The 25,495-nt window shown below is 59.3% G+C and carries 25 protein-coding genes; 21 read left to right on the forward strand and 4 right to left on the reverse strand.

Annotated elements, in window-relative coordinates; genetic code table 11:
* Positions 1-114: 114 nt before the first annotated feature.
* The 3 genes from KOM00_RS00005 to KOM00_RS00015 form a co-directional block, all read right to left on the reverse strand.
* Complete coding sequence (locus tag KOM00_RS00005; protein WP_216496789.1) at positions 115-2,382, reverse strand: VPA1269 family protein; 2,268 nt, start codon at positions 2,380-2,382, stop codon at positions 115-117.
* Positions 2,372-3,946, reverse strand: a complete 1,575-nt coding sequence (locus KOM00_RS00010; protein ID WP_216496790.1) for a site-specific integrase — start codon at positions 3,944-3,946, stop codon at positions 2,372-2,374. The genes KOM00_RS00005 and KOM00_RS00010 overlap by 11 nt, the downstream gene beginning before the upstream one ends.
* 442 nt (positions 3,947-4,388) lie before the next feature.
* Positions 4,389-5,207: a metallophosphoesterase gene (locus KOM00_RS00015; RefSeq protein ID WP_216496791.1), complete on the reverse strand. Its 819-nt coding sequence runs from the start codon at positions 5,205-5,207 to the stop codon at positions 4,389-4,391.
* Between the two features lie 474 nt (positions 5,208-5,681).
* Between KOM00_RS00015 and KOM00_RS20865 the strand changes: the two genes are divergently transcribed.
* The 7 genes from KOM00_RS20865 (at position 5,682) to KOM00_RS00050 (ending at position 9,937) form a co-directional block, all read left to right on the forward strand.
* The gene (locus tag KOM00_RS20865) at positions 5,682-6,209 is read left to right on the forward strand and encodes an HNH endonuclease (RefSeq protein WP_328757752.1); all 528 of its coding nucleotides are present in this window, start codon (positions 5,682-5,684) and stop codon (positions 6,207-6,209) included.
* Positions 6,210-6,492: 283 nt separating this feature from the next.
* Positions 6,493-6,927 (forward strand): hypothetical protein, encoded by a 435-nt coding sequence (locus tag KOM00_RS00025; protein ID WP_216496792.1) that lies wholly within the window; start codon positions 6,493-6,495, stop codon positions 6,925-6,927.
* 76 nt (positions 6,928-7,003) lie between these two features.
* Complete coding sequence (locus KOM00_RS00030) at positions 7,004-7,333, forward strand: hypothetical protein (RefSeq protein WP_216496793.1); 330 nt, start codon at positions 7,004-7,006, stop codon at positions 7,331-7,333.
* Positions 7,334-7,451: 118 nt separating this feature from the next.
* Positions 7,452-7,676 carry a hypothetical protein gene (locus tag KOM00_RS00035; RefSeq protein ID WP_216496794.1) on the forward strand — a complete coding sequence of 75 codons (225 nt, stop codon included), beginning with the start codon at positions 7,452-7,454 and terminating at the stop codon, positions 7,674-7,676.
* Between the two features lie 341 nt (positions 7,677-8,017).
* Positions 8,018-8,764: a hypothetical protein gene (locus KOM00_RS00040; protein WP_216496795.1), complete on the forward strand. Its 747-nt coding sequence runs from the start codon at positions 8,018-8,020 to the stop codon at positions 8,762-8,764.
* 27 nt (positions 8,765-8,791) lie between these two features.
* On the forward strand, positions 8,792-9,595 hold the full coding sequence (locus KOM00_RS00045; protein WP_216496796.1) for an amino acid kinase family protein: 804 nt from the start codon (positions 8,792-8,794) through the stop codon (positions 9,593-9,595).
* A 129-nt stretch (positions 9,596-9,724) separates the two neighbouring features.
* Positions 9,725-9,937, forward strand: coding sequence for a hypothetical protein (locus KOM00_RS00050; RefSeq protein ID WP_216496797.1), 213 nt, complete (start codon positions 9,725-9,727; stop codon positions 9,935-9,937).
* A 77-nt stretch (positions 9,938-10,014) separates the two neighbouring features.
* Here KOM00_RS00050 and KOM00_RS00055 read toward each other — a convergent pair whose 3' ends face one another.
* Positions 10,015-10,170, reverse strand: coding sequence for a hypothetical protein (locus tag KOM00_RS00055; protein WP_216496798.1), 156 nt, complete (start codon positions 10,168-10,170; stop codon positions 10,015-10,017).
* Positions 10,171-10,366: 196 nt separating this feature from the next.
* Here KOM00_RS00055 and KOM00_RS00060 point away from each other — a divergent pair, with 196 nt between their 5' ends.
* The 14 genes from KOM00_RS00060 (at position 10,367) to KOM00_RS00125 (ending at position 25,493) form a co-directional block, all read left to right on the forward strand.
* Positions 10,367-10,996: a TetR/AcrR family transcriptional regulator gene (locus KOM00_RS00060; RefSeq protein WP_216496799.1), complete on the forward strand. Its 630-nt coding sequence runs from the start codon at positions 10,367-10,369 to the stop codon at positions 10,994-10,996.
* 23 nt (positions 10,997-11,019) lie between these two features.
* Positions 11,020-12,357 (forward strand): TolC family protein, encoded by a 1,338-nt coding sequence (locus KOM00_RS00065; protein WP_216496800.1) that lies wholly within the window; start codon positions 11,020-11,022, stop codon positions 12,355-12,357.
* A 19-nt stretch (positions 12,358-12,376) separates the two neighbouring features.
* Entirely contained in the window at positions 12,377-13,375 is a 999-nt protein-coding gene (locus KOM00_RS00070) for an HlyD family secretion protein (RefSeq protein WP_216496801.1), read from the forward strand.
* Between the two features lies 1 nt (position 13,376).
* Entirely contained in the window at positions 13,377-14,348 is a 972-nt protein-coding gene (locus KOM00_RS00075) for an ABC transporter ATP-binding protein (RefSeq protein ID WP_216496802.1), read from the forward strand.
* On the forward strand, positions 14,345-15,355 hold the full coding sequence (locus tag KOM00_RS00080) for an ABC transporter ATP-binding protein (RefSeq protein WP_216496803.1): 1,011 nt from the start codon (positions 14,345-14,347) through the stop codon (positions 15,353-15,355). The genes KOM00_RS00075 and KOM00_RS00080 overlap by 4 nt, the downstream gene beginning before the upstream one ends.
* Positions 15,352-16,485 (forward strand): ABC transporter permease, encoded by a 1,134-nt coding sequence (locus tag KOM00_RS00085; RefSeq protein ID WP_216496804.1) that lies wholly within the window; start codon positions 15,352-15,354, stop codon positions 16,483-16,485. Before KOM00_RS00080 ends, KOM00_RS00085 begins: the two co-directional genes overlap by 4 nt.
* A 10-nt stretch (positions 16,486-16,495) precedes the next feature.
* A complete protein-coding gene (locus tag KOM00_RS00090; RefSeq protein WP_216496805.1) occupies positions 16,496-17,626 on the forward strand; it encodes an ABC transporter permease in 1,131 nt (376 codons plus the stop codon).
* A gap of 132 nt (positions 17,627-17,758) precedes the next feature.
* Positions 17,759-18,301, forward strand: coding sequence for a C-GCAxxG-C-C family protein (locus KOM00_RS00095; protein WP_216496806.1), 543 nt, complete (start codon positions 17,759-17,761; stop codon positions 18,299-18,301).
* A 238-nt stretch (positions 18,302-18,539) separates the two neighbouring features.
* Positions 18,540-20,246, forward strand: coding sequence for a sensor histidine kinase (locus KOM00_RS00100; RefSeq protein ID WP_216496807.1), 1,707 nt, complete (start codon positions 18,540-18,542; stop codon positions 20,244-20,246).
* 1 nt (position 20,247) lies between these two features.
* Positions 20,248-20,883 (forward strand): response regulator, encoded by a 636-nt coding sequence (locus tag KOM00_RS00105; RefSeq protein ID WP_216496808.1) that lies wholly within the window; start codon positions 20,248-20,250, stop codon positions 20,881-20,883.
* Between the two features lie 400 nt (positions 20,884-21,283).
* Entirely contained in the window at positions 21,284-22,399 is a 1,116-nt protein-coding gene (locus KOM00_RS00110; protein ID WP_216496809.1) for a hydrogenase small subunit, read from the forward strand.
* A gap of 1 nt (position 22,400) precedes the next feature.
* Positions 22,401-24,098, forward strand: coding sequence for a nickel-dependent hydrogenase large subunit (locus KOM00_RS00115; protein ID WP_216496810.1), 1,698 nt, complete (start codon positions 22,401-22,403; stop codon positions 24,096-24,098).
* 12 nt (positions 24,099-24,110) lie between these two features.
* Positions 24,111-24,776 carry a Ni/Fe-hydrogenase, b-type cytochrome subunit gene (gene cybH, locus KOM00_RS00120; RefSeq protein ID WP_216496811.1) on the forward strand — a complete coding sequence of 222 codons (666 nt, stop codon included), beginning with the start codon at positions 24,111-24,113 and terminating at the stop codon, positions 24,774-24,776.
* 183 nt (positions 24,777-24,959) lie between these two features.
* Complete coding sequence (locus KOM00_RS00125; protein ID WP_275423280.1) at positions 24,960-25,493, forward strand: HyaD/HybD family hydrogenase maturation endopeptidase; 534 nt, start codon at positions 24,960-24,962, stop codon at positions 25,491-25,493.
* The last annotated feature ends 2 nt before the right edge of the window (positions 25,494-25,495 follow it).

Consider the following 25,495-nt stretch of genomic DNA (forward strand, 5'->3'; position numbering starts at 1 on the left):
CCTCCGGGCTCTTATACTGTTTCAGTAGGTCATCGATTACAGCAAGGTCAATGGTCATGGCAACTCCTTGGGGTAAGTGGATTTACCCCGAAATGACCATTTACACAAACCTTTTTACACCCCCAACCTGCACCGGACACAATTCTTGTTGCCTCCAGGCACTGGACCAAACTTTTGGTTTTTCTTTTCTTTTTTGTGTCCTATTTCCGGCCCGCCCTCGTAGCACCGTGTCCCGGCGTTTGGGCAGAAACCAAACCCCACATTGTGCCAAGAAGGATACATTTGTTCTTCGATGGTGGAGCGGAAAGTATTTTCGTCATTATAGACAGCTAAGCGTTTAGCGTCCTCCCACGCCTTATTTTCTAAACAGCGCCTCAATTCAGACTCTGCATTTTCGGCGACAACCAATGACTTTTCCGTTAGCAAGCTGGAGATTGCGGCCTCATTGAACTTCATGTAGTACAGCGTCATGATAATTGTTGAGTGCCCAGCTACGAGCTTACTCAAGACCTCGATCGGGACACCTGCCTCCGCAAACGCTGTAAGGGTGGCAACCCTGAGTCCATGGATGTTGTAAAACGGGGTCTGCGGCCGTCCATCAGGCTTCCTTTTTATGATGATCTGGACATCCTCCCCCTCTTCTCGCAGTTCCGCCTCGAGTTTTTCCATCAATTCAACCCAAAAGTCGTAACGCTGCCTATAGGTCGGTGGATGTTGACGACTCCCAGGGGAAGTAGGAGACCTGAAAAGATAAAAACGGTCAGGGACTTCCCGCAGCACGCGCTCAGTTGCCCTATACCCGAAGACTGGCTCTGCTACAGCGGAAAAAGGTAAAGGTGCATCTACTGGGTTGTAAACACCCTGCCAAGCACGTAACTCGGAAAATAGCGCGATTACTTGTTCGTTTTCCCAAGGAATGTCGTATCCTGCGTACTCACCATAGCGCTCCGTGTTACCTGATGTCTTGTTGGTGTTGATGTAAAAACCGACTAGTGGCCTCACAGGTGTCCCCATGGCCTTCAGCACACCTTTGTTGTTCACTTTTATTGCAGGATCTTTTGTCCAATGACAAGCGCAGGAGTGGTCGTTTGGCTCCCAGCATTTCAGCTGGTGATTATACCTTTTGATGTCACCCTCTCCACTGTCTAACATCATGACTTGAATCATCCTAACAGGAAGCTCCAACATGCTTAAAAAGGCGTAACTAAGCACTGGAACCCATTTTTTTTCAAGTATCCCCGTTTCAGGGTTCAACCAAAGAAAGTATTGATCATCAATACTTTTCGGAAATTCAAAGTCATCGCGGGTAATAATTTCCCTAAGCTTTATCCTCCAGGCAGTGGGCAGGGGTCGTGATTGAGTCTCTGTTAAGCCATGATTAACCCAAGCCCCATCTAGTACACTCATTTCCTTTGGAAGTATAAGTGGCTGCCCGAGAATAACAGCACCATCTTCAGATGTATCAGTTAAATAATTTGCTCTTATCCACTCAGTGAATTTCAACATTGTTAATACGATCTTTGCAGGCTCCTTTGCAAATTCTTGTTTTTTCCCTTTCATAAAATCTACAAATGAAGGATCCGTTTTTGTCGCCAACATAAATTGCTCGGGTGTACTGATTATGTCTATTGGATAGAGGATCAACCACTTCAGCAAATTAGCAAAAGACGTTTTCTGAAGGCGTGTATTGGACAATTGCTGTCCGTGCAACCACTCATTGAAATACAAAGCCCATTTTTCCGTCCCTTTTGGTGGATGGGAAAGCAAGAAGTTGGCGCCAGCCGATATTCCATCGTTCCTAGTTCTCGGCTGCTTGGTAGCAGCTTTATAAGCAGTGGTCTGTTGCAATCTATTAAAAGAATCAGCGACTTTATTTAAAGTTGATGTTTGTGTATCCGTAGCAAGAAGTTCTTTACGCCAGAACCCCAAATCATCTTTCCACGGCCGTATAGCCGAGTGAAACAATTCAGGTGTCATATTTTTAAAATCCGAAATTTCCATACAATAATAAAGAGATATAATGATACGCGCGAAGAATGATTGAATTAAATTAATACGAGTCGTTTTTGGCCAATGCTCTTTCATATTCAGCCAAATTGGTTCAACACCTGGGATATCAGTAACACACTCGAATGACGGTGCTTTGTAGTTATTACGTTTCCGCCCGAGCTCGAGCATGAATGAACTCGGGAGCAGTACGCCAAGACTTTTAAATACTGAGAGCCGTCCGATGAGTGCATCATGGTCTTTGGTGTTGGATACAACATCTAACTTTTGCAGGACGTCCGCAATTTCCGCGTCGATCCCGTTACAGAAGGCGGACATTGTGCCGATATTTACTCGCACGCCGTTTATTTCGACAATCTGCGCCTCACCAAACATTATCACTCCCACCTAAACACGAATTTATTCCACTAAGGTCGAAATCAGAGACGTCTCCATTTTGAACCTTGTCTCTTGCTACAGTCAGGGCGTTGTTGACGCGTTTGAAATCGGCTGCAGTGTATGGCCCCTGGCTTAATACGGTGCGATGGCGCAAAGACTTTCGAATGACCTGTGGGTGCTGTGAGCTACGACTCAGGACCTGGCCAAAAAAGTGCCGGAGCCCGTGAGGAGTCGTACCGTCGTCTTTCTTCTTCAGGATCTCGATTCCCAGATCCTTGGATACCCTCCGCAGAGCCTTATCCCAAGCTTTATTGAACGCTGTCATGGAATACGGCTCGCCAATTTTGCTGATTCCTGCGTTACGGTCTTCTCCGTTGGATACAAATAGAAAAGGATGGTCCGGCAGACCACGCTTACGCCTCTCCTGCATCAAGCATTCGCGATAGGCCAGGTACCGGGTGTACAAGGTTGCAAACAAGGCTTCGGCGCCAGGATGGAGCCAAAAGACGGGGGCTGTGAACGATTTGTCGACGTCGAGATGCTTCCAACCGGCATGATAGGATCCGGAGGTATCGTCCTCGTTCCTGGGCAGTAGGCCCACACAGGCAAGGTATTCTCTCCTTGACATTTTCTGGCCTATAAAGTGTGTGTCAGCGTTGGCAGGATGCCGCAAAAACACCTTGCAAGAAAATCTACCTTCCGGGACGACGTCGTTGAACCAAAGGTGGTAAGGTTCGCTAATCCGGCACCCACCGAAGGCTTGCAGAAGGAAGATCATCTTCGCAGTAATATCTTCAAACTCTTCCGGTACTGTGGCTTTGGGCTTTTTGATAAAACCAACTCGCATCATGGAGGCAACAATTTCGGGGTCTGTGAATTTATAGGATTCCTTACTGAAGGGACTCGTTCCCATTGAATCGCCAAAGCAATAGAGTTCCTGGCTCTTAATCTGTTCAAACCTTCTCGCATCTTGTTGAATGTCTTTAAGGTGATGCATGAGGCTGATGTTCTTCATTGCACAAGCCACGATGAGAAAACGTGTGGCTGCCTTCGGGTTTGTCGGGAAATTCAGCAGGGTGTTGTCGGCTACCGTGACGAGTGTACTTGAAGCGAATTCGTTGCCTGTCCCTTGGGAATTGTTGTAAATCCACTGTAGAAATGACGTCAAAGATTCTACATAATTTTTTGCCTGTCTTGTGCTGGTTGAAAGCCAATATAGGTTGAGATGGTCAAGCTTGGTTTTAGGGTTAATCGTCCCGAACTGCAATGCCTCGCACCACAGCCTAAAAAGCGCTCTGTGGATGTTCGTCGGCGACCAATTCTGGGCCTCTGTTTCAGCTTGCACAACAAAATCCCAAAATAAACCAAGTGACCTGGCGGTGGTCCGCCTCCACTGCAATGACATGTTTCTATGCGCGAGAAAATATTCATGGAGCTGAACGTGAGCCGCAATCTGACCGTCCTTTTGCCTCAGATACAAAACAGGTACGGCAAAACCAGGTGCAGTAGCCACCTCCTGAACTAAAATCGTGTGATGTAAACCATGTTGCCTATACTGCATTCATCACCCTTTTAAGAATTGATGACATGGCAATCATTTTGGACATGCGATCTTCAATAACTGCCCAATATCCTTAAAGTTAGCTGGTCCAATCGCTACATACAAATTCGGATTATTCATCTCCAACCTCGCAGTACCCTTGTTGTACAAACTCCAGTCGTTAACTCCCAAAAGGTTCATAAATTGAATGATGTCATCGAGTGATGAATCAGAGACTATTCTTGCTTCCCCTGATTCCGGCTTTGATATGACTATAGACAATCTCGTAAAACCTCCATTGCGCAGAAATCCTTTTAGATTGATAAAGTGGTTCGCGAAGCACCCGTCCGAATCATAGTGGACAGGCAAGGGACGACCGGGGAAGACTCTGACACAGTGACAGAAAGAAAGTGGTAGTCCCCTTGACTGGGAATAGCGGAATTGAGGCAGAAAGTGTTCGCAGTCAAATTACCAAAAACAGTTCTGGGTCGAAGCCTGGGTTTAATGCATTGGGGTAATAACCAAGGGGATTGCAGATGACCGCAGTCTGGTCTATGTGGTAACTCTGGCTGTCGTGCATATGCCCGTGAGCCCAGGCAACGGGCTGATATGCCAGAATTAGACTCGAGAGGTCGGTAAAGAACGCTGGGTTGAGGCTATCACCTTGGTACTGTTGAGGAACGCTACGTGGACTCGGCGCGTGATGAGTGACAATAAAGCACTTCTTGTTGCGGTTCTCATCGAGAGCTCCACGAATGAAGGCAATAGACTTCAGGTGGCGTTCGACAGTCATCTCAGGCGAAAGTTTGCGGAGAACGCCATCGGTCTCTGCATAGATCAGGCGGAAGTCGTTCATTTGAGACGAGGCTAGGGCCATGGCCTTCGGGTCGCTGTCGTGAAAATCAGTCCACGCACAAGAGCAGATGAAGGTGACCTCGTCGATGGTGATGGCCTGATTGTCCAGATAGGCGATGTTCTCTGGTAAGTAGTGGCTACGCCAGAACTTCTCTTCCTGCCCCCAGATCCCTTTGGAACGGTAATACGAATGGTTCCCTGGGACTACGACAACCTGCCTGAAGCGTGGTGAAAGGAACGCAAACAGTAGGTGATAGGTGGTCTCCCACCTGCTGAATGTACCCATATCGCCGGCGCACACTAATACCGTATCCTTGTCGTCAGGGTGTATGGGTAAATAATGAAACAGGTGATCGCGAAAAAACGAAAGACCGCCGTCATTGGACCAAAACTCAGTGTGTAAATCGCTAATTATTCTAACTTTCATCCATTGTCCGCCTTTCAAGACGCAACGAAGTAGACTCAATATTACTGCTCGTCACCTCATGTCTTAGATGAAGTGGTGGTGAACACTTACTAAATCTGAGATAATGTCGAGCCATCTGCTCATTGACATGACCCAACAAAACACACGCTAAAATCCATTTTGGCTGTATCATCGTTATAACTCCCAATGATCCATAGTTTGACCATTCCCTAAGCTCTTTAGCACCAGAAGGCAGGAAAAAAACTTCACCGTAGCCTCGGGGGGTAACTTCCGCTAAGACAAAACAAGGCGGTTTTTTTGCGCGAGTAGTGCTCATAATGTCATCCGCAACAGGGTAGATTGCCCCCTTCATTAATCCTGTGGTTATCGGCATGCCCCGAGTCCGTTTACCATTTTGGTAAACATGCGTGACATGATAAAATACGTATACCATTTTGGCAAGCGAAATGTTATAAAAAAAAGACGGGGGTGGACGTGACAAACTGGATTGAAGAGTCGGCACACGATTGGTCAGCATTGCTGGATGAGCTAAAAAAGAGAGAGGAAATTTCAAGCGACGCTAAACTGGCAGACACCCTAGGGGTTACTCGAGGGTATCTTTGCTCTGTGCGGAAAGGAAGGAAAAATATATCCGTGGAGCTTGCTGAAACAATACTGGTTCGTTTGGGGGAAACACCTGATATTTCTACCATTAGACAACTGTTCCTACCGACCAAGGTGCGAAAGCGTGTGCCCATGCATGAAAATCAAAGTTGCTTTCAAGATTATGCTAAACAGAGGTCCGCGGGACACTGCGAATTATGTGGCATGAAAGCCCCATTCAACCACCCTGACGGTTCTCCGTACCTTGAGGCCCACTTTATTGTCCCTTTTACCGATGGTGGTACCGATACGCTTGAAAATTGTGTTGCGCTCTGTCCCAACTGCCATCGAAAACTACACGTGTGTCCGACGAAGGATGATATACAAAAATTACAACGGATAGCAACCAGAAGAGATTAGCAGGATGTTGAAAAACAATTTTGAGGCCTCAAAAATGGATATTCGAGGGGTTCTGTCTCCCCCCATCAAGGCTTAAAAACTGCTTACAGCCATTTACGAGAACCGGGCCCGTCAGCATTTCCACTCAGCGAGAGATTTTCAGCAGCCTGTTTGAGTAAGTGATTGAGGAGTGGCAATGCCGTACAAGGACAGTGACAAACAGCGCATTTTTTGCAGAGACCACTTACGGCAAAAAAAACTTCAGAACCCAAAGTGGCACCAAGAGTTGAAAAGAAGGTGCAAAATGAAACGTGATACAATTATTGACATCATTAACCACATAAAAAGCAACAGAGGTTGTCTTCTCTGTGAAGAAGATGATCCTGCAAAATTGCAATTTCATCACGTTATACCACAAATGAAAGTAGCATCTGTAGCAAACCTGGTTTCACGTCGGAGCAAACTTATCGTAGTGTTGAAAGAGATAGACAAATGTGTATGTGTATGTACTGGGTGTCACCGTACACTTCAGTCACACGTTGAATTCATACTTGACAATGTAAGAGCTGAAAAGTGGTGTAAAGATTGGGGGGTAAGCGAAGCACTTGAATGGGCACAACGCCACCCTCAGGACCGAATAGTAAAAAGAAACTTCTTCGAAATAATTAAAGCGGTAATAAGGAATTCTCAGATGCAGGATGTGGAAAAATTCACCACATTGCCTTTTAATAAAAAATAAGAGGACGGCATCATTCACCTTTGAGTACGGGGAAGTTCTGTCAGCTTTAAATCGCGGAAAAACGAGAGGAGGCCCTGTGAATGCCAGAGTATTTTTATCAAGAAGGAATCTTCTCACGCTCTTGTCAAAGCTTGATCGGAGGATCGCTGGGCAGCAGACCGCATGCACGATAATTAAAAACGACAAGACCCATCCCGTCTACCCTCAAACTATGCGGTCAATTGAGGTGGTGGCCGTGGAGGATGAGGATTACTACTTTGAACGGACTCCTGGCCCTGTCCATGATTCAGACACCCCCAATCGGGAATTGGCACAGGCCATTTTGAAGCTCAAGGGTCGTGAGTATCTTAACGAAAAAGAGTTCTCAATAGTGAATGAGTTCCTCTCAAAGTACGACTTGTGCTGAACGGTATTAGGTTGCTAAATGGCCTAATTCTTACCAATCTTATTGAAGTAGCTCTATCTTTATTTGGGGTTTTGAGTGCGAATTTAAATACGCTAAAGATAATGTTGAGGGGAAAGATATGAAGGACGTAATCGAGACCACAACCTTCACGGCAAACGAACTTGAAAAGATGATAAATGATTATGTTGATTACTGGGAGGACCCATTTGGTAAGGGTGATAATGATATTACTGCAGCTAATGCCTTGCCAAAGTCCGCTCTTCCAATTGCGAAGCAGTTGTTAACGATTCTCAGGAATTCAGAAGTGAAAGGTGAACGAATCGCGGCTGTAAAAAAAAGCTGATCCTGAGAATCGGGGATAGACGCTATCGACGCGGTAACAGTCGGTAACTTTTTTTAGGGTATGAAAAGATCAGCGGACTGTTAATCCGTGTGTCGTAGGTTCGAGTCCTACCTCGGGAGCCAAAAATCAATAGGGTTACGACATTGTCGTGACCCTTTTTCATTTCCCCCCCTTCTTTCGCTCCTCACCGTGCAAGGCTCGGCCAGACACAACCGACCACATCGCGCTGCCAAAGAATATAATAATTTTCCTACACATCGCGCCCCCCTCTCCTTAAGTTCCTGCAACTCCATGTTATAGTATGTCGGGTCCTTCTCCTTAACCCAAAGAGAGCAGCCGCCATGCCCGTACGAGTCCTGATAGCCATCGACGACACGGATAATTCTGTCAGCAGGGGAACCGGTGAAATAGCCTCGCTCATCGCCGACGCCATCGATCAGAACGGCTGGGGGGTTGCCGGCTTCATCAGCCGACACCAGTTGCTGGTACACCCCGACATACCCTACACCTCGCACAACAGCGCCATGTGCTTCCCGGTCGATATGCCGCAAGAATACCTGGAGCCGTTGGTATCTTTCGCCTGCGGCTTCCTGGAGCGGGAATGCGCCGAGGGGTCCGATCCGGGACTCTGCGTCGCGGTCCCGGAGCAGGTTCCGGTCGCCGCCGATCTGATTGCATTCGGGAGACGGGCAAAGCAGGAGGTGATCACCAAGGGTGAGGCCCTGGCGCTGGCGGGCAGGCTCGGCGTGCACCTGTCCGAGCATGGCGGGACCGGCCACGGCGTGATAGGCGCCCTTGCCGGCGTTGGCCTGCGGTTGTGGGGAAGTGACGGCCGCATGAGGGGAAGCCTCGCCGGGGTGCGCCCCGGGCAGTTGCTCACCGTGCGCGAGCTCCTTGCGCAGCCGGACGTCGATGCCGTGAGCTGCGCCGACGGGAGTACCGCGGGCCTTGAAGAGCTGGTCTCCATAGGGGACAAGCCGAAGACGGTGCTGCGCGACGGGGCATCGGTGCTGCTGGTGCGCCCCGCGGACCCGTCAATCGGCACCGCATGGGAGACCCTGCCCCGTAGGCTGCTGCGCGAATATTAGTGAACCAAACTCCTGGAGGCTGAATCAATGAATGCACGACATGAAATCGAATCGCACCTGAAGGGGGAGACACTGGTCCGCAAGGGGCTCAAACGCGGGGCAGGTGCAGCGACGCTCCGACTCGTCCCGGATCTGAACGTGGTCAAGATCGGCGGACATGGGATCATCGACTACGGCCGCGAGGTGGTCCTGCCCCTTTTGGAGGAGATCGGCGAGCTTTCCCGGGAGAACCAGGTCATGGTGGTTACCGGCGGCGGGGTCAGGGTGCGCCACATCCTGGATATCGGCATCGACCTGGGCATGCCGACCGGCGTCCTTGCCGAACTCGCCGGCAAAATAAGCGAGCAGAACGCCGAGATCGTGACCCTGCTTCTCTCCAAATGGGGGGGGAGCCGGGTCAAGACCGGCGACCTCCTCGACCTCCCCACCATGCTGCACCTGAAGCTGCTGCCGGTGATCCACGGCACCCCGCCCTACGGGCTCTACGAGCACCCGCCCGAGACGGGGCTGATCCCTCCGCACCGCACCGACACGGGCGCGCTGCTCATGGCGGAGGTGCTGGGCGCTAAGAGCTGCATCCTGGTGAAAAACGTCGACGGTCTCTTCACCGAGGATCCCCGCGTGAACCCCAAGGCGGAGCTGATCGAGGAGATCACGGTGGACGAGCTGATCAAGCTGGACATGGAGGACATGGTCCTGGAGCGGAAGATGCTTTACCTCCTGCGGGACATGGCCAACGTGAAGGAGATTCGCATCGTCAACGGCCACAAGCGCGGCACCGTGGGGATGGCGATCCGCAAGGAAAAGGTTGGCACCCTGATCCGCGTGTGATGGGTGTAGACGGCGGACGAGGTCGGCACTCTCATGTGATGCATCGACTAGCCGCACACATGGTCAACCTGTATAATGAAGGTGTATCCCCTCCTCATGGAGGAAAAAAAGGAAAGGAGGCACCCTTTCATGGCGGGTAAAATCTTTTATCGGCACAGGACCAAGATGCAGGACGGAGCCCATCAGCCGCGCCACGTGCTGGTGGCGGTAGCGGACCTCGATCTCAAGGTGTACGGCCAGCACATGCGCATGTGCGAACTGAAGTTCATCGCGGAGTCGCTGGGCGCAGAGCTGCTTGAGCTGCCGCGCGGACCGAAGCACCAGGGTGAAGAGGAAGACTAGGACGGTTCGAAGCAGAAACGGTGAAGGGGGCTGTCGCCATGGCGGCCCCCTTTACTTTTCAAGGCTGGAATTTCGTGTCAGTACCTGCGCTCGCCGTAACCGCCGCGGTCGTCGTAACGCCCGCCGTCGTGGCGGCCGTAGTCGTAATCCCGGTCATGCCACCAGCACGGGCAACACCCCGACAGCACGGTGGCAAGAAGCAGCAACCCGATGGATATTCTCATCTTTCTCATGATGATCTCTCCTCTATGCGGCAGCATCTGCCATCTTCATTGTAATCCAAGCGACAGCGTTCTTGACAACCTTCTTCCCTCCCCTTTCCGTCCCCTGCCCCGCCAGCGTTCAAACTGCCTTGAGGCGCTTGACATCCGCTCTACAGTGACCTATAGTCAAATCTGACCGTTGGTCACTTTTCCCAGGAGAACCACGATGACAACCATCGAGACCGAGAACCCCGCCGGCCGCCAGTCAGGCCGCAGGGCGAAGAGGAGCGAGGAAACCAGGGAGCGGATCTTCCGCGCCGCGCTTAACCTCTTCGCGGAGAAGGGCTTCAACGCCACCACAATAGAGGCGATCACCGCAGCAGCCGACGTCGGCAAGGGCACCTTCTTCAACTACTTCGACAACAAGGAAAGCGTCCTTTTGGAGTACCGGGAACTGCAGATGGCGCGGGTGGCCGACTTCGTGGCGGCGCACCGGGATTCGGACCGGCCGCTCGCGCCGCTTTTGTTGCAACTGGCGCTGACGCTGACCATGGAGCAGGAAAAGGGTCCCGGCCTGATCCAGAGCCTCATGACCGCCGTTTTCGGCAGCGAGACGGTCCAAAAGCGGATGGCGGAGGCCATGGAGGGGAACATCCGGCAGCTCTCCGCCCTGATTGCACGGCGCCAGCAGTCGGGGGAGATCCGCAGCGACCTGGACGCGTTCAGCGTTGCGCAGAGCTTTCAGCGCATCATTTTCGGCACCATGATCACCTGGTCGCTCAGCCCGATCGACCCCCTGGAAGAGAACTTGAAGAAGAGCATCCAGATCTTCGTCGACGGAGCCCGCTCGAAATAGCAACAGGCAACAAAGGACACGCCATGATCGCAAAGACCTTGAAACTGTTGGCCGTTTCACTGCTGCTCGGGATGGCCGGCAGACAGGCCGCCGCCCAGGACTCCCCACCCCTTGCGCTGTCGCTGGACCAGGCCATCACCCGGGGGCTGGACAACAACCTGAACGCGCTTCTGGCCAGGGCGCGGGTGGACGAGGCGGAAGGGACGCGGGAGCGCAGGCTCTCGAGCTACCTGCCGCACCTGCGCATCGAGACCCCCTTCGCCTGGCAGACCCGCAACCTGCGCGCCCAGGGGATCAGCCTCCCCAACTCCCCCGCCGTCGTGGGCCCCTTCACCAGCTACGACTTCCGCATCTACGGCGAACAGAGCATCCTCGACCTGCAGAGCTACCATGCCATCAAGGCGAGCGAAAAGGAAAAGCAGGCGCGGCAGGAGGATTACCGGGACGCCCGGGGGGGGGTGATCCGCCTGGTCACCGTGCAGTACCTGAACGCGGCCTACGCGGAGGCCCGGGTGGCGACGGCGCGGAGCCGGGTGCAGACCTCGGAGGCGCTGGAGAAGCTCGCCCGCGACCAGCGCGCCGTCGGGGTGGCCGACGGCCTGGACGTACTGCGCGCCCAGGTGCAGCTCGCCAACGACCGCCAGAACCTCCTGGTGACCGCCAACAACGCGCAGCTCGCCCTGCTCGCCCTGGCGCGCAGCGTCGGCATCGATCTCGGCACTCCCATCACCCTCACCGACAAGCTCTCCTTCCGAAAGCTGGAGCCACCGCAGATCGAGCAGGGGATCCAGGCCGCGCTGGAGAGCCGCCCCGACTATCGTTCGCTCTTCTCCCAGCGCGCCTCCCTCGAGGAACAGGTGAAGGCCTCGCGCTCGCGCTACCTCCCGAGGATCGTGCTGAGCGGCAACTACGGCACCAGCGGCCAGGAGATGAGCAACCTGGACCCCACCGGGATGCTCCAGGTGAACCTGGTGCTGAACCTGTTCGACTACGACAGAAAGGGTGAGCGCCTGGAGCTGGACAGCCGCCTGGAGCGCAACCGGCTGCAGATCGCCGACCTGAAGCTCGGCGTGGAGCAGGACATCCGGGAGGCGCTCCTGAACCTGAACTCCGCCACGGACCAGGTGGCCACCGCGCGGGAGGGGGCGCAGCTCGCCGAGCGCGAACTGCAGTATGCCGGCGACCGCTTCAGAAACGGGATCGCCAACAACATCGAGGTGGTCACGGCCCAGGACGCGCTGGCGCGGGCCCGAGACAACGAGCTGAACGCCCTGGCGCAGCACGCCGAGGCGAAGATAGCGCTCGCCCGCGCCTTGGGCGACACGGAGAAGGTGTACCGGCTCTTCCTGGGCATCGAATAACTGCGAGGTCATGCACGCCATGAAAAGAAAACTGATCCCGATCCTCCTGCTGGTCGCCGTGCTTGTCGGCGCCGGATACTTCTTCACCCACCGCGCCAAGAGCGACGCCGAGGCCACCTCGATCGTCCTCTCGGGGAACATCGAGGCACACGAGAGCGTGGTCGGCTTCAAGGTCCCCGGGCGGCTCGCGGAACTCCCGGTCGAGGAGGGACAGCTGGTCAAGGCGGGCGACGTCCTGGCCAGGCTGGACCAGGGCGACTACCGGCAGCAGATGCAGATCGACGAGGCGGCCGTCGGCACCCGGGAGGCCGAGCTGGGGCTGGCCACGGCGGGGAGCCGTCCGCAGGAGAAGAAGGCGGCGCACCAGTCGGTGCTGGACGCCCAGGCGGACTACGAGCTGAAAAAGCACGACCTGCAGCGCTACCAGTCCCTCTACGAGAAGGACGAGGTCTCGGCACAGGTGCGGGACACGGCCGCGGCGGCCCTGAAGCGGAGCCAGGCGGCACTTGAGCGGGTCAAGCAGAACTACGACCAGGTGCTGGAGGGGGTGCGCAAGGAGCAGGTGGACGTCAACCGCGCCGCGGTCCGCTCGGCGCGCCAGGCGCTGGAACTCTCAAAGATCAAGCTCTCCTACACGACCCTCCAGGCACCCATCACCGGCGTGGTGCTGGTGCGCCAGGCCGAACTGGGCGAGGTGCTGACCGCAGGGACGCCGGTTGCGACCATCGCGGACCTGGACCACCTCTGGATGCGCGGATACCTGGGCGAGACCGACCTCGGCCGGGTGAAACTGGGCCAAGTAGCCACGGTGAAGACGGACAGCTACCCGGGCAGGACCTACCGGGGGCGGGTCTCCTTCATCTCCTCCCAGGCCGAGTTCACCCCGAAGTCGGTGGAGACCCACAAGGAGCGGGTGACCCTGGTGTACCGCATCAAGATCGAGCTGGAGAACCCCGCTCACGAGCTGAAGCCGGGGATGCCCGCGGACGCGACCCTCGCCGTGGCGCCGGCCAGGTGACATGAGCGGCTCCGAGAACGCCATAGAGCTCAATGGGCTCACCAAGTCGTTCCCCGGCGTGCGCGCCGTGGACGGGCTGAGCTTTGCCGTGCGGCGCGGCGAGATCTTCGGACTGGTCGGCCCCGACGGTGCCGGCAAGACCACCACCATGCGCATGCTGGCCGGCGTACTGGCCCCGGACGAGGGAAGCGCCACGGTCGCCGGCTTCGACCTGGCGCGGGACGCCGAGCGGGCCAAGCACCGCATCAGCTACATGCCGCAGCGTTTCGGGCTCTACGAGGAGTTGACCGTGGACGAGAACATCCGCTTCTACGCGGACCTCTTCGGCGTGCCGCGCCGGGAACGGGAAGAGCGCTCGGCGGAACTGCTCAAGGCGGCAGGGATGGCGGAATTCCGTTCCCGCCTGGCCGGGAAGCTCTCCGGCGGCATGAAGCAGAAACTGGGGCTCGTCTGCGCGCTGATCCACACCCCGGAGGTGATGCTGCTGGACGAGCCGACCAACGGGGTCGACCCGGTCTCGCGGCGCGACTTCTGGCGCATCCTCTACACCCTCTTGGACCAGGGGGTGACCATCCTCACCACCACCGCCTACCTGGACGAGGCGGAGCGCTGCCACCGCGTGGCGCTCTTGCACGAGGGGCGCATGCTCTTTTGCGACACCCCGGCCAACCTTAAGGCTTCCCTTCCCGGCGCCGTCCTCTCCATCGTCTGCGCCGACCCGCGCCCGGTCCGGGACCTCCTCGCCGGGACGGAGGGGATCTCCACCGTCATGATCGTGGGAGACGGTCTGCACCTGGTGGTCCGCGACCCGCAGCGCATGATCCCGGAACTGCGCAGCCGGATCGCCGCTGCCGGGCTCTCCTGCGACGCCATCGAGCAGGTGGCCCCGTCCATCGAGGATCTGTTCGTCGAAGCGGTACAGGGTGACTGGGGTGACAATGGCCACGAACGTGACAGAGGGGGCGAGCGATGAACGGCGCAGCCCCGGCAGTCGTGGTGCGAGACCTCGTCAAGCGCTTCGGCGACTTCGTCGCGGTGGACAACATCTCGCTCGAGGCTAGCCCCGGCGAGATCTTCGGTTTCCTGGGGCCCAACGGCGCCGGCAAGTCCACCACCATCAGGATGCTCTGCGGGCTGCTGCGGCCGACCTCGGGGGAGGCGCTGGTGGCCGGGCTGGACGTGGCGCGCGAGCCGGAGCGGGTGCGGCAGAACATCGGCTACATGTCGCAGAAGTTCTCCCTGTACAACGACCTCAAGGTGATCGAGAACCTGCGCTTCTTCGCCGGGATGTACAGCGTCTCGGCGGCCAACCTGAAGGAGCGCATCGACTGGGCCATCGACATGGCCGGGCTCTCCGGGCGGGAGCAGCTCCTCACCGGAACCCTCGCCGCGGGGTGGAAACAGCGCCTCGCCCTGGGGTGCGCCGTGCTGCACCGCCCCCCCATCGTCTTCCTCGACGAGCCGACCTCGGGGGTCGATCCCATCTCCAGGCGGCTCTTCTGGGAGCTGATCCACCGCATGGCCGACGACGGGGTGACCGTCTTCGTGACCACCCATTACATGGACGAGGCCGAGTACTGCAACCGCCTGGTGCTGATCGACCGGGGCAAGATCGTCGCCTCGGGTTCCCCGCTGGAGCTGAAGCAAAAGAGCATGGAGGGAAACCTGCTGCTGCTCGAGTGCGACCAGGTGGGGAAGGCCCTGGAGGAGTTGCAGGAGGCGCCGGGGGTGACCGACGCCGCCATCTTCGGAAGCGCGCTGCACCTGGTGGTGCCCTCCGCGCAAGAGGCCATCCCGCAGGTCAAGGCGTACCTCGCCGGCCGCGGCATCACCACGACCCGCATCGAACAGATCCGCCCCTCCCTCGAGGACGTCTTCGTCTCGCTCACCGGCTTGAACAGGGATGAAGGGGATGAAAGGGATAGAAGGGATAAAGCGGAGACAAGAGTAGATAACGACAAGGAGAAGGCGCAACCATGAACTGGAACCGGCTCTGCGCCATGGCGCGCAAGGAAATGATCCAGATCCGGCGCGACGCCCGCAGCATCGGCATCGTCATCGCCATGCCCATCGTGATGATGTTCGCCTTCGGCTACGGCGTGAGCTTCGACACCAAGCACATCCCGGTCTACGTCTACGACCAGGAGAAAAGCCAGCAAAGCCAGGACTTCCTGAAACGCTTCCAGGCGTCGGTCTACTTCAAGGTGGTAAAAACGGTGGCAAGCTACCCGGAACTGGTGCGGGCCATCGACACGGGGGATTGCCAGATCGGACTCGTGGTCCCTCCCGATTTCTCCAGGAAACTCCGCTCCGGCCGGAAGGTGAGCGTGCAGGCGATCTTCGACGGCACCGACAGCAACAGCGCGAGCCTCGGCATGAGCTACACCGAGGCGGTGGCACTGGCGCACTCGCAACAGCTCCAGCTCGAATGGCTGCAGGCACGCGGGCAGGGAGCGGCGCGGCTCCCCTTGAGCGTCGACGCCCGGACCTGGTTCAATGAGAACCTCGAGAGCATGGTCACCATCGTCCCCGGGGTGGTGGCCATGGTGATGGCGGTGGTCGGAACCTTCCTCACCTCGCTCACCGTCGCGCGGGAATGGGAGCGGGGCACCATGGAGCAGCTCATCTCGACCCCAGTGACGCCGCTGGAGATCATGCTGGGCAAACTCGTCCCCTACGTCGTGATCGGGCTCGCCGACACCAGCCTCTGCGCCGTCATGGGGGTGTGGTGGTTCGGCGTCCCCTTCCGGGGGGAGATCTGGGTCTTCCTGCTGAGCACCTTTTTGTTCCTCACCGTGGTCCTTTCGCTTGGCTACTTCTTCTCGGTGGTCGCCAAGACCCAGCTCGCGGCAAGCCAGATCTCCCTGATCGCCACCTTCCTGCCGGCCTTCCTATTGTCCGGCTTCGTGTACCCGATCGACCAGATGCCGCCACTGGTGCAGGGGATCACCCACGCGGTGCCGGCCCGGTACTACATGGCGATCCTGCGCAACGTCTTTTTGAAGGGATCGTCCGTCGTTACCATGTGGCAGGATTTCCTGGGACTCGCCATCTTCGCCGCCCTGCTCGGGCTGGCGGCAACGCGGGTCTTCCGCAAGAAGCTCGCCTGAGGGGGGAAACATGCTGGGCCGCCTGCGCCAGATGCTGATCAAGGAGTTCCTGCACGTAATCCGCGACAAGAGGGCGAGATTCTTCCTGTTCGCCCCTCCCGTCATCCAGACGCTGGTTTTCGGCTACGCCGCCACGCTGGAGATCAAGCACGTCCCGGTCGCCATCGTCGACTACGACAACAGCCAGGTGAGCCGCGACCTCGTCTCCCGCTTCCAGGCGAGCCGCTACTTCGAGGTGCGCCGCCTGGCCGACCGGCGCGAGATCCCGGACCTGATCGACCGGGACCAGGTGATCATGGCGCTGCAGATCAACTCGGGGTTCGCACGCGACCTGCGCAAGGGGGAGACCGCCCACCTGCAGGTGATAGTGGACGCCAGCAACTCGAACACGGCGCTGGTGGGGCTTGGGTACGTGAACCAGGTGGCCCAGGGTTTTGCGCGGCAGTACCGCATCGAGGCGCTGAACCGGCAGGCTCCCGGTGTCGCCGCCTCCCTCCCCGAGATCGTCGTGGAGCGCCGCCCCTGGTACAACCCGGACATGACCAGCCAGTGGTTCTTCGTGCCGGGAGTGATCGGCAACCTGGTGCTGGTGATCGTGGTCACCCTGACCGCCTTCGCCGTGGTGCGCGAGCGCGAGATCGGCACCCTGGAGCAGATCATGGTGACGCCGATACGGCGCACCGAGTTCATCCTGGGCAAGACCATCCCCTTCTTCCTGATCGGGCTTTTGGACACGGCGCTGATCAGCCTGGCGGGCACGCTCTGGTTCCGGGTGCCGCTCACCGGGAGCCTGCTGGTGCTGACCGCCGGGACCGTCTGCTTCATCCTGTGCATGCTCGGCGTCGGCCTCTTCATCTCCACCGTCTCGGCGACCCAGCAGCAGGCCATGGTCACGAGCTTCTTCTTCATCATGCCCGCCGTCATCTTCTCCGGCTTCGGCTCCCCCATCTCCAGCATGCCGCTGTTGCTGCAACGGCTCACCTACCTGAACCCGCTGCGCTACCAGGAGGTGGTGCTGAGAAGCGTCTACCTGAAAGGGGTCGGTTTCGACGTGCTCTGGCCCCAGATGGCCGCCATGGCGCTCATCGCGGTCGTCATGCTCACCGTGAGCGTGCTCCGCTTCCGCAAGTCGCTGGAATGAGTCTCGACTCCCCGTGCGCCCCCGGAACACAACCCCTTCTTTAAATTCAAATATTGTGATATACCTACCTCCCGCGACAACTCACTACGAACGCCGGCGGAGGGACCTCTCCCGGTTGATGCGGAGGCTGCCATGAAAGACGAATGCAAAAAGGAACTGATCAGCAGGCGCGAGCTGCTCAAGGGTTCGCTCTGCCTGGGGGTCTGCCTCGCGGCGGGGGGCTCCTTCCAGGAGGCGGAGGGGGCGGCGACGCCCCAGACGGCGGCGGGGCGCCCCGAGGCGGCCCGGAAACAGTTCGTGAAGACGATGAACTGCTCCCAGTCCATCCTCGAGAACTACGCGCCTGCCTACGGCGTGCAGCCGGAAACCGCCTGCAAACTGGCCACCGGCTTTGCCGGCGGCATGGCAGCCGGGCACGAGTGCGGCGCCGTCACCGCCGCCTACATGGTGCTCGGCCTCGCCCACGGCCCCAAGGAAAGAAAGGTCTTCGCCAAGATCGAGACCTTCAACGAGCGGTTCAAGGCGCGCCACAAGGAACTCGCCTGTTCGCGGCTCCTCGGCGTGGACATGGGGACCAAGGAGGGGATGAGGGAAGCGCAGCGCAAGGGGCTGATAGCAGCCCGCTGCCCCGGCTACGTGAAAAGCGCCGCCGAGATCCTGGAGACGATGATCTGATCCCAGCCCCCGGCGTCGCCGTGACGAGCGGCGGCGCCCCTTTCTCGTGGTCTATGATCCGCCGTTTGATCGAGCGTCCCCGATTCCCCACCTTTCGATGCACAAAAGCCCTCTAAATCATTGACGTGGCGTAAACATAATGTATAGAATGCGCCCCTAAGAATTTTCCCTACGCCGCGGTCATCCATTCCGACGCCCGCGGAGCCGTCCCGCCTGTCGTTGCAGGAGACCGATGCAGATGGCGCAGCTGAGATACCACTCGAAAACGCGGGCGGAGTACCTGATCGCTACCGGGCGCGTCATCCTGGCGGCCTTCTTCCTGCTGGCGGTTGGGCTGGATCCTTCCGAACCCTCCCGCTACGCCCACATCACCTACGGCATCCTTTCCGCGTATCTCGGCTACTCCGTGGTGATGGCGGCGTTGACCTGGCGCCGGGGCTTTGCCTGGGGCATGCTGCACCTGATCACCCACAGCGTCGACCTGCTGGTCTTCGCCTGCCTCATGTTCCTCACCACCGGCCCCAACAGTCCCTTTTTCGTCTACTTCATCTTCATCCTGGTCTGCGCCACCTTCCGCTGGCAATGGCACGGCACCCTCTGGACCGCCGCGGCGGCCATGTCGGTCACCCTCCTGCTCGCCTGGTACCCCTCGAACCTGCTCATGGACCAGAACTTCGAGCTCAACCGCTTCATCATCCGCATCGCCTACCTGACGGTGGTGGCGGGCCTGCTGGGGTACCTGGGCGCCTATGAGGAGTCCATGCGGGAGATACTCGCCATGCTCTCCCAGTGGCCCAGTGAAACGCTGCCAGAAGAGCCGGGCGAGGAGGGGCACGGGATGCTCGGCCATGCCGCAGCCATACTGAGGGCGCCGAGGGTCGTGCTTTTATGGGAGGAAGAAGAGGAGCCCTGGCTGCACCTGCTCTGCTGGACGGCGGAGGGAAGCCGCTACGAATGGAAGGAACCGGGCGTCTTCGGCGACATCGTGGCGGAGGGACTGGAGCAGGCGAGCTTCTTCACCCGCGAGGCCGGTTCGGCACAGGCGCTGGTCGTCTGCAATACGGTCGCTGGCTTGCAGCAGCGCCGCTGCGCCCCGCTGCATCCGGAGTTCGTGCGGCGCTTCGACGTCACCTCCGCGTGCGTCTCTCCCCTTGACGGCGAGAAGATCTCGGGGTACCTGGTCGCCCTGGACCGGAGTCACCTCACGCCGGACGACCTGGTCCTGGGCGGCATCGTCGCCCATGAGATCGCCGCCCGGCTCGACCACGCCCTGCTCTTGAAACAGCTGCAGCAGGGTGCCGCGGCGGACGAGCGCCTGCGGCTCGCCCACGACCTGCACGACGGCCTGCTCCAGTCACTGGCGGGAGCGGGACTGCAACTGGCGACGGTGAGCCGGCTGATCGAGACGGACCCGGCCGCGGCCAGGGAGAACATACAGCAGGTGCAACAACTGCTCGCCTCGGAGCAGCGGGACCTGAGAACCCAGATCAACGACATGAAGCCGCTCTTTTACCGGCGCAAGACCGAGGAGTACGGGCTGGCCAAGCGCCTGGACGAGCTGGCCGGCCGCATCAGGCGGCAATGGGAGATCGCCTGCTCCGTGACCTGCCACACGCCGGCGCCGCGGCTGCAGCGCAGCGTGGCGCGCGAGATCTACTTCGTGGTGCACGAGGCGCTGATCAACGCGGTGCGCCACGCCGAGGCTACCACCCTGCGGGCGGAAATCAGCTTCGACGCGCAGTGGGCGCACATCAGCGTGACCGACGACGGGCGGGGTTTCGGCTTCCAGGGGTGCTACGACCAGGACCAGTTGAGCGACCTCAAGCGCGGCCCGGTGACCCTCCGGGAGCGGATCGACGCCCTGAACGGGAAGCTCACGATCGACTCCGGCGAGCGGGGTGCCCGCCTCGACATCACCCTGCCACTCATGGAACTAGGAGGCTGACATGATACGACTGGTCATAGCCGATGACCACCCCCTGATCCTGAACGGGCTGACGGGCCTCTTCAACTTCGAGGAGGACTTCGAGGTGCTGGCAAGCTGCAGCAACGGGCCGGACGCCCTCGAGGAGATCCGCCGGCAGCGCCCGGACGTGGCCGTGCTCGACATCCGCATGCCGGGGCTGAGCGGCATCGAGGTGGCCCGCAGGGTGACCGAGGAAAGGCTCGGCGCACGACTGGTCCTGCTCACCGCGGCCCTGGAGGACGCGGACATGCTCGAGGCGGTGATGCTCGGCATCCAGGGGGTGGTCCTGAAGGAGATGGCGCCGCAGTTCCTGGTGCAGTGCATCCGCAAGGTGCACGCGGGCGAGCAGTGGCTGGAGCGCCGCTCGGCCAAGCAGGCCCTGGAAAAGCTCCTGAAACGCGAGGCGGGGGGACGCGAGGTCTCCGGGCTCCTCACCCAGCGCGAGATCGAACTGGTACGCATGGTGGCAGGCGGCCTGCGCAACAGGGAGATCGCCGACAGGCTCTGCATCAGCGAGGGGACGGTGAAGGTCCACCTGCACAACATCTACCAGAAGATACACGTGGACGGCCGCGTGGCGCTTCTGCGCTACGCCCAGGATAAGGGGCTCGTGTAGCCGCCACCATTGATCTCCCGCCACATACATCCACATCCCCTCTCCCTTTGGGAGAGGGTCAGGGTGAGGGAGGCGTCAAGGGCAAGATGCCAGCAGCCGGCGGCGCCCTCACCCGCCCTCTGGCACCCTCACCCCCTCTTCGGGCGCCCTCCCCCCCCCTTCGGTCACCCTCTCCCGAAGAGGGAGGGGACTAGCGCGAGATCATCGCAGCAGGCCACCCACCAACAGACACAATACGCGTTCTACTGTCAAAGCCCCTAAACGTTGTGATTTTTTTCTCACCCGTTTCACTTTCCCCTATTGCAATAAAACAACTTTCTACTAAAATCATAATTCAGCCAGTTCAGGTTCGCGCTCCAAAGAGCCCTATCGTTTCTCTGTGAGCAAAGGGGAGGCCGGGATGAGCAAGACGAGAACAGAAGCAAGGGATGACAGTGAACTTTCCATCGGCCAGATACTGAAGGAACGGGGCGTCTCCCGACGCGACTTCCTCAAGTTCTGCTCCACCGTCACGGCGGCCCTGGCGCTACCCCCATCCTTCGCCCCGTCCGTGGCCCGGGCCCTGGACGAGGTCAAGCGGCCGCCGTTAGTCTGGCTGGAATTCCAGGGGTGTACCGGCGACAGCGAGGCGCTCCTGCGCTCTGCGAACCCGACCGTCGCCGAGATCATCCTCGACATCCTCTCGGTCGACTACCACGAGACCATCATGGCCGCCGCCGGGCACCAGGCCGAGGCGGCGCTGGACAAGACCATCACCGACTACAAGGGGAAGTACTTCGCCGTCATCGAGGGCTCCATCCCGATGAAGGACGGCGGCGTCTACGGCTGCGTGGGGGGCAAGTCGCACCTGGAGCGCGCCCGCCAGGTCTGCGGCGGCGCCGCGGCCACCATCGCCATCGGCACCTGCGCCTCGTACGGCGGCATTCCCGCGGCGGCCCCCAACCCGACCGGCGCGGTGGGGGTCAAGGAGGCGGTCCCGGGTGCCACGGTGATCAACCTCCCCGGCTGCCCCTGCAACGCCGACAACCTGACCGCCACCATCGTGCACTACCTGGTCTTCAACAAGATCCCCGCCCTCGACGGACACGGCCGGCCGCTCTTCGCTTACGGCAAGCGCATCCACGACAACTGCGAACGACGCCCGCACTTCGACGCCGGGCAGTACGTGGAGCACTGGGGGGACGAGGGGCACCGCAAGGGGTACTGCCTCTACAAGATGGGGTGCAAGGGACCCGCCACCTTCCACAACTGCCCCACCCAGCGCTACAACGAGAAGACCGCCTGGCCCATCGGCTCGGGACACCCCTGCGTCGGCTGCGCCGAGCCCCAATTCTGGGACGTCATGTCCCCCATGTACCGCCGCCTTCCCAACGTGCCGGGCTTCGGCATCGAGCACACCGCCGACGCCATCGGCCTCGGGCTCGCCGCGGGCGCTGCGGGCGCCTTCGTGGTGCACGGCGCGCTTTCCGCCATGAGAAAGGACAAGGAACCGGGCGAGGACGCCAAGGAGGACTAAGATGAGCAAGATCGTTGTCGACCCGATCACCAGGATCGAAGGGCACCTGCGCGTCGAGGCGGAAGTCTCCGGCGGCAGGATCAGCAACGCCTGGGTCTCCGGCACCATGTTCCGCGGCATCGAGAAGATCCTGAAGGATCGCGACCCGCGCGACGCCTGGTACTGGACCCAGCGCTTCTGCGGGGTCTGCACCACGGTGCACTCGATCGCCTCCATCCGAGCCGTCGAGGACGCCCTGAAGATCCCGGTGCCCCCCAACGCGCAGCTGATCCGCAACATCATCATCGCCATCCAGAACACCCAGGACCACGTGATCCACTTCTACCACCTGCACGCCCTGGACTGGGTGGACATCACCTCGGGGCTCAAGGCCGACCCGGTGAAGACCGCGCAGCTGGCCGCCTCCATCTCGGACTGGCCCAACAACTCCCCCACCTACTTCAAGTCCGTGCAGGACAAGGTGAAGGCCTTCGTCGGCTCGGGGCGCCTCGGCCCCTTCGCCAACGCCTACTGGGGGCATCCCGCCTACAAGCTCCCGCCGGAGGCGAACCTCATGGCCACCGCCCACTACCTGGAGGCCCTGGAGTGGCAAAAGGACATCATCAAGATCCACGCGATTCTCGGGAGCAAGAACCCGCACCCGCAGACCTTCCTGGTGGGGGGGATGTCGATCCCCATCGACCCGGACTCCCAGAACGCCTTGAACGCCGACAAGCTGATCGAGATCAAGCGCCTGCTGCACAAGGCCCAGGAATTCGTGGAGAAGGTCTACATCCCGGACCTGTTGGCGGTAGCCTCCTTCTACAAGGATTGGGCGGCGATCGGCGCCGGGGTCGGCAACTACATGTGCTATCCGGAGTTCCCGGACGCGGCGGGCAACACCTGGCTCCCCGGAGGGGCCATCCTGAACCGGGACATCTCGAAGGTGGTGCCGCTGGACCAGAAGAAGATCACCGAGCACGTGGAGCACTCCTGGTACCAGGATGCGGGGGGGGACGGCAAGGGGCTGCACCCCTGGGAGGGGGCGACCGAGCCGAACTACACCGGTCCGAAGCCCCCCTACCAGTACCTCGACACGGACAAGAAGTACTCCTGGGTCAAGGCGCCGCGCTACGAGGAGAAACCGATGGAGGTCGGGCCGCTCTCCCGCGTGCTGGTCGCCTACGTCTCCGGTCACAAGGAGACCAAGGCTGCGGTGGACATGGTGCTGAAGAAACTGGGGGTCGGCCCGGAAGCGCTCTTTTCCACCCTGGGGCGGACCGGCGCCCGCGGCATCGACTGCCTGGTGATCGCGCAGCAGGCCCCGAAGTGGCTGGACGAGCTGATCGGCAACATCGCCAAGGGTGACCTGAGGATCCACTCCAACGAGAAGTGGGACCCGGCGACCTGGCCGGCGGAGGCGCACGGCTACGGCTGGCACGAGGCGCCCCGCGGGGGGCTGGGGCACTGGATCAAGATCAAGGACCAGAAGATACTCAACTACCAGGCGGTGGTCCCCTCCACCTGGAACGCGTCGCCGCGCGACGCCAAGGGGCAGGCGGGTCCCTACGAGGCGGCCCTCCTCGGCACCCCGGTCGCGGACCCGGAAAAGCCGCTGGAGATCCTGCGCACCATCCACTCCTTCGACCCCTGCCTGGCCTGCGCAGTGCACGTCCTCGACGCCACCGGCAGGGAGATGGTCAGGGTGAAAGCATCCTAGGGGAGGTGGGCCATGTCGGATCGTTGCAAGTTCAAGCAGTACGTCTGGGAACTGCCGCTGCGCTGGTTTCACTGGATCAACGTGCTCGCCATCGTGCTCCTGTCGGGAACCGGCTTCCTGATCGGGCACCCGGTCACGCTCGGGAGCACCCCCAGCGACTACGCCATGGGGTGGATCCGCCTGATTCACTTCGTCGCGGCCTACGCCTTCACCGTGAGCGTCGCCTCGCGCGTGGTCTGGTCTTTCATCGGCAACGAGCACGCCAGCTGGCGCGCCTTCTTCCCCATGTTCAGCGCCAAGGGGAGGGAAAAGCTGCGGCACATGATACGCTACTACACGCTGCAAACGCACCAGGTGCCGGAAACGGTGGGGCACAACCCGCTGGCGACCACGGCCTATTTCGCGCTCTTTCTGGTCTACCTGGGCATGATCCTCACCGGCTTCGCCATGTACGCCACCCATGCACCCGGGGGGGTGATGTTCAGGTCGCTTGGTTTCATGTACTCCCACTTCTCCCTGCAGGGGATGCGCCTTGCCCACCATTTCGGGATGTGGCTCATTTTCGGCTTCGTCATCAACCACATCTACAGCGCTTGGCTGATGGACATCAAGGAGCACGGCGGCGAAATCTCCAGCATGTTCAGCGGTTACAAGTTCACCGTGAAAAAAGGAGAATAACCTCCTGGATTCCCTCTCCAAAAACCCGACGCCAAAATCCCCTCACCCTAGCCCTCTCCCAGAGGGAGAGGGGATTGTAAGAGCCGGGGGGGGCGGAAGATCGCACAAGCCTCTCCCCGGAGGGAGAGGGAATTGTAAGAGTCGGGAGGCGGAGATCATACCTAATAAAAGGAGAACGAACACGTGGCGGCTAACTCCGTGAAGAACGCACCGAAGGTCCTGGTGCTTGGCGTAGGAAACGTGGTGATGGGCGACGACGGCGTCGGCATACGGGTGGTGCAGCAGCTGCAGCGGGAGTACCGCTTCCCCAAGGGCGTCGAGATCGTCGACGGCGGGACCCTGGGGCTCGACCTCCTCCCGGTGCTGGAGGGGAGGAGCCACCTGATCATGGTCGACGCCGTGGAAACGGGAAAGGAGCCGGGGACCTGCGTGCGGCTCTCCGGGGAGGAGCTCCCGATCGCCCTGGAGACCAAGATCTCGCCGCACCAGATGGGGCTCAAGGACCTCCTTTCGGTGGCGCGGCTCATGGGGCAGGCCCCGGGCAAGATGGTGCTGATCGGCGTGCAGCCGGGAAACATCGAGATGGGGACCGAGCTTACCCACGAGGTATCGCTGCAGGTGGAGAGCATGAAGGGGGCGGTGCTGAAGGAGCTTACCGCCTACGGCGTCCAGTGCCGTCCGGTCTCCCGCGCGGTCAACGACGAGTACAGGGACTAGCA

The sequence above is a fragment of the Geomonas diazotrophica genome, assembly GCF_018919385.1.
In the GTDB taxonomy this organism is placed as follows: Bacteria; Desulfobacterota; Desulfuromonadia; order Geobacterales; family Geobacteraceae; genus Geomonas; species Geomonas diazotrophica.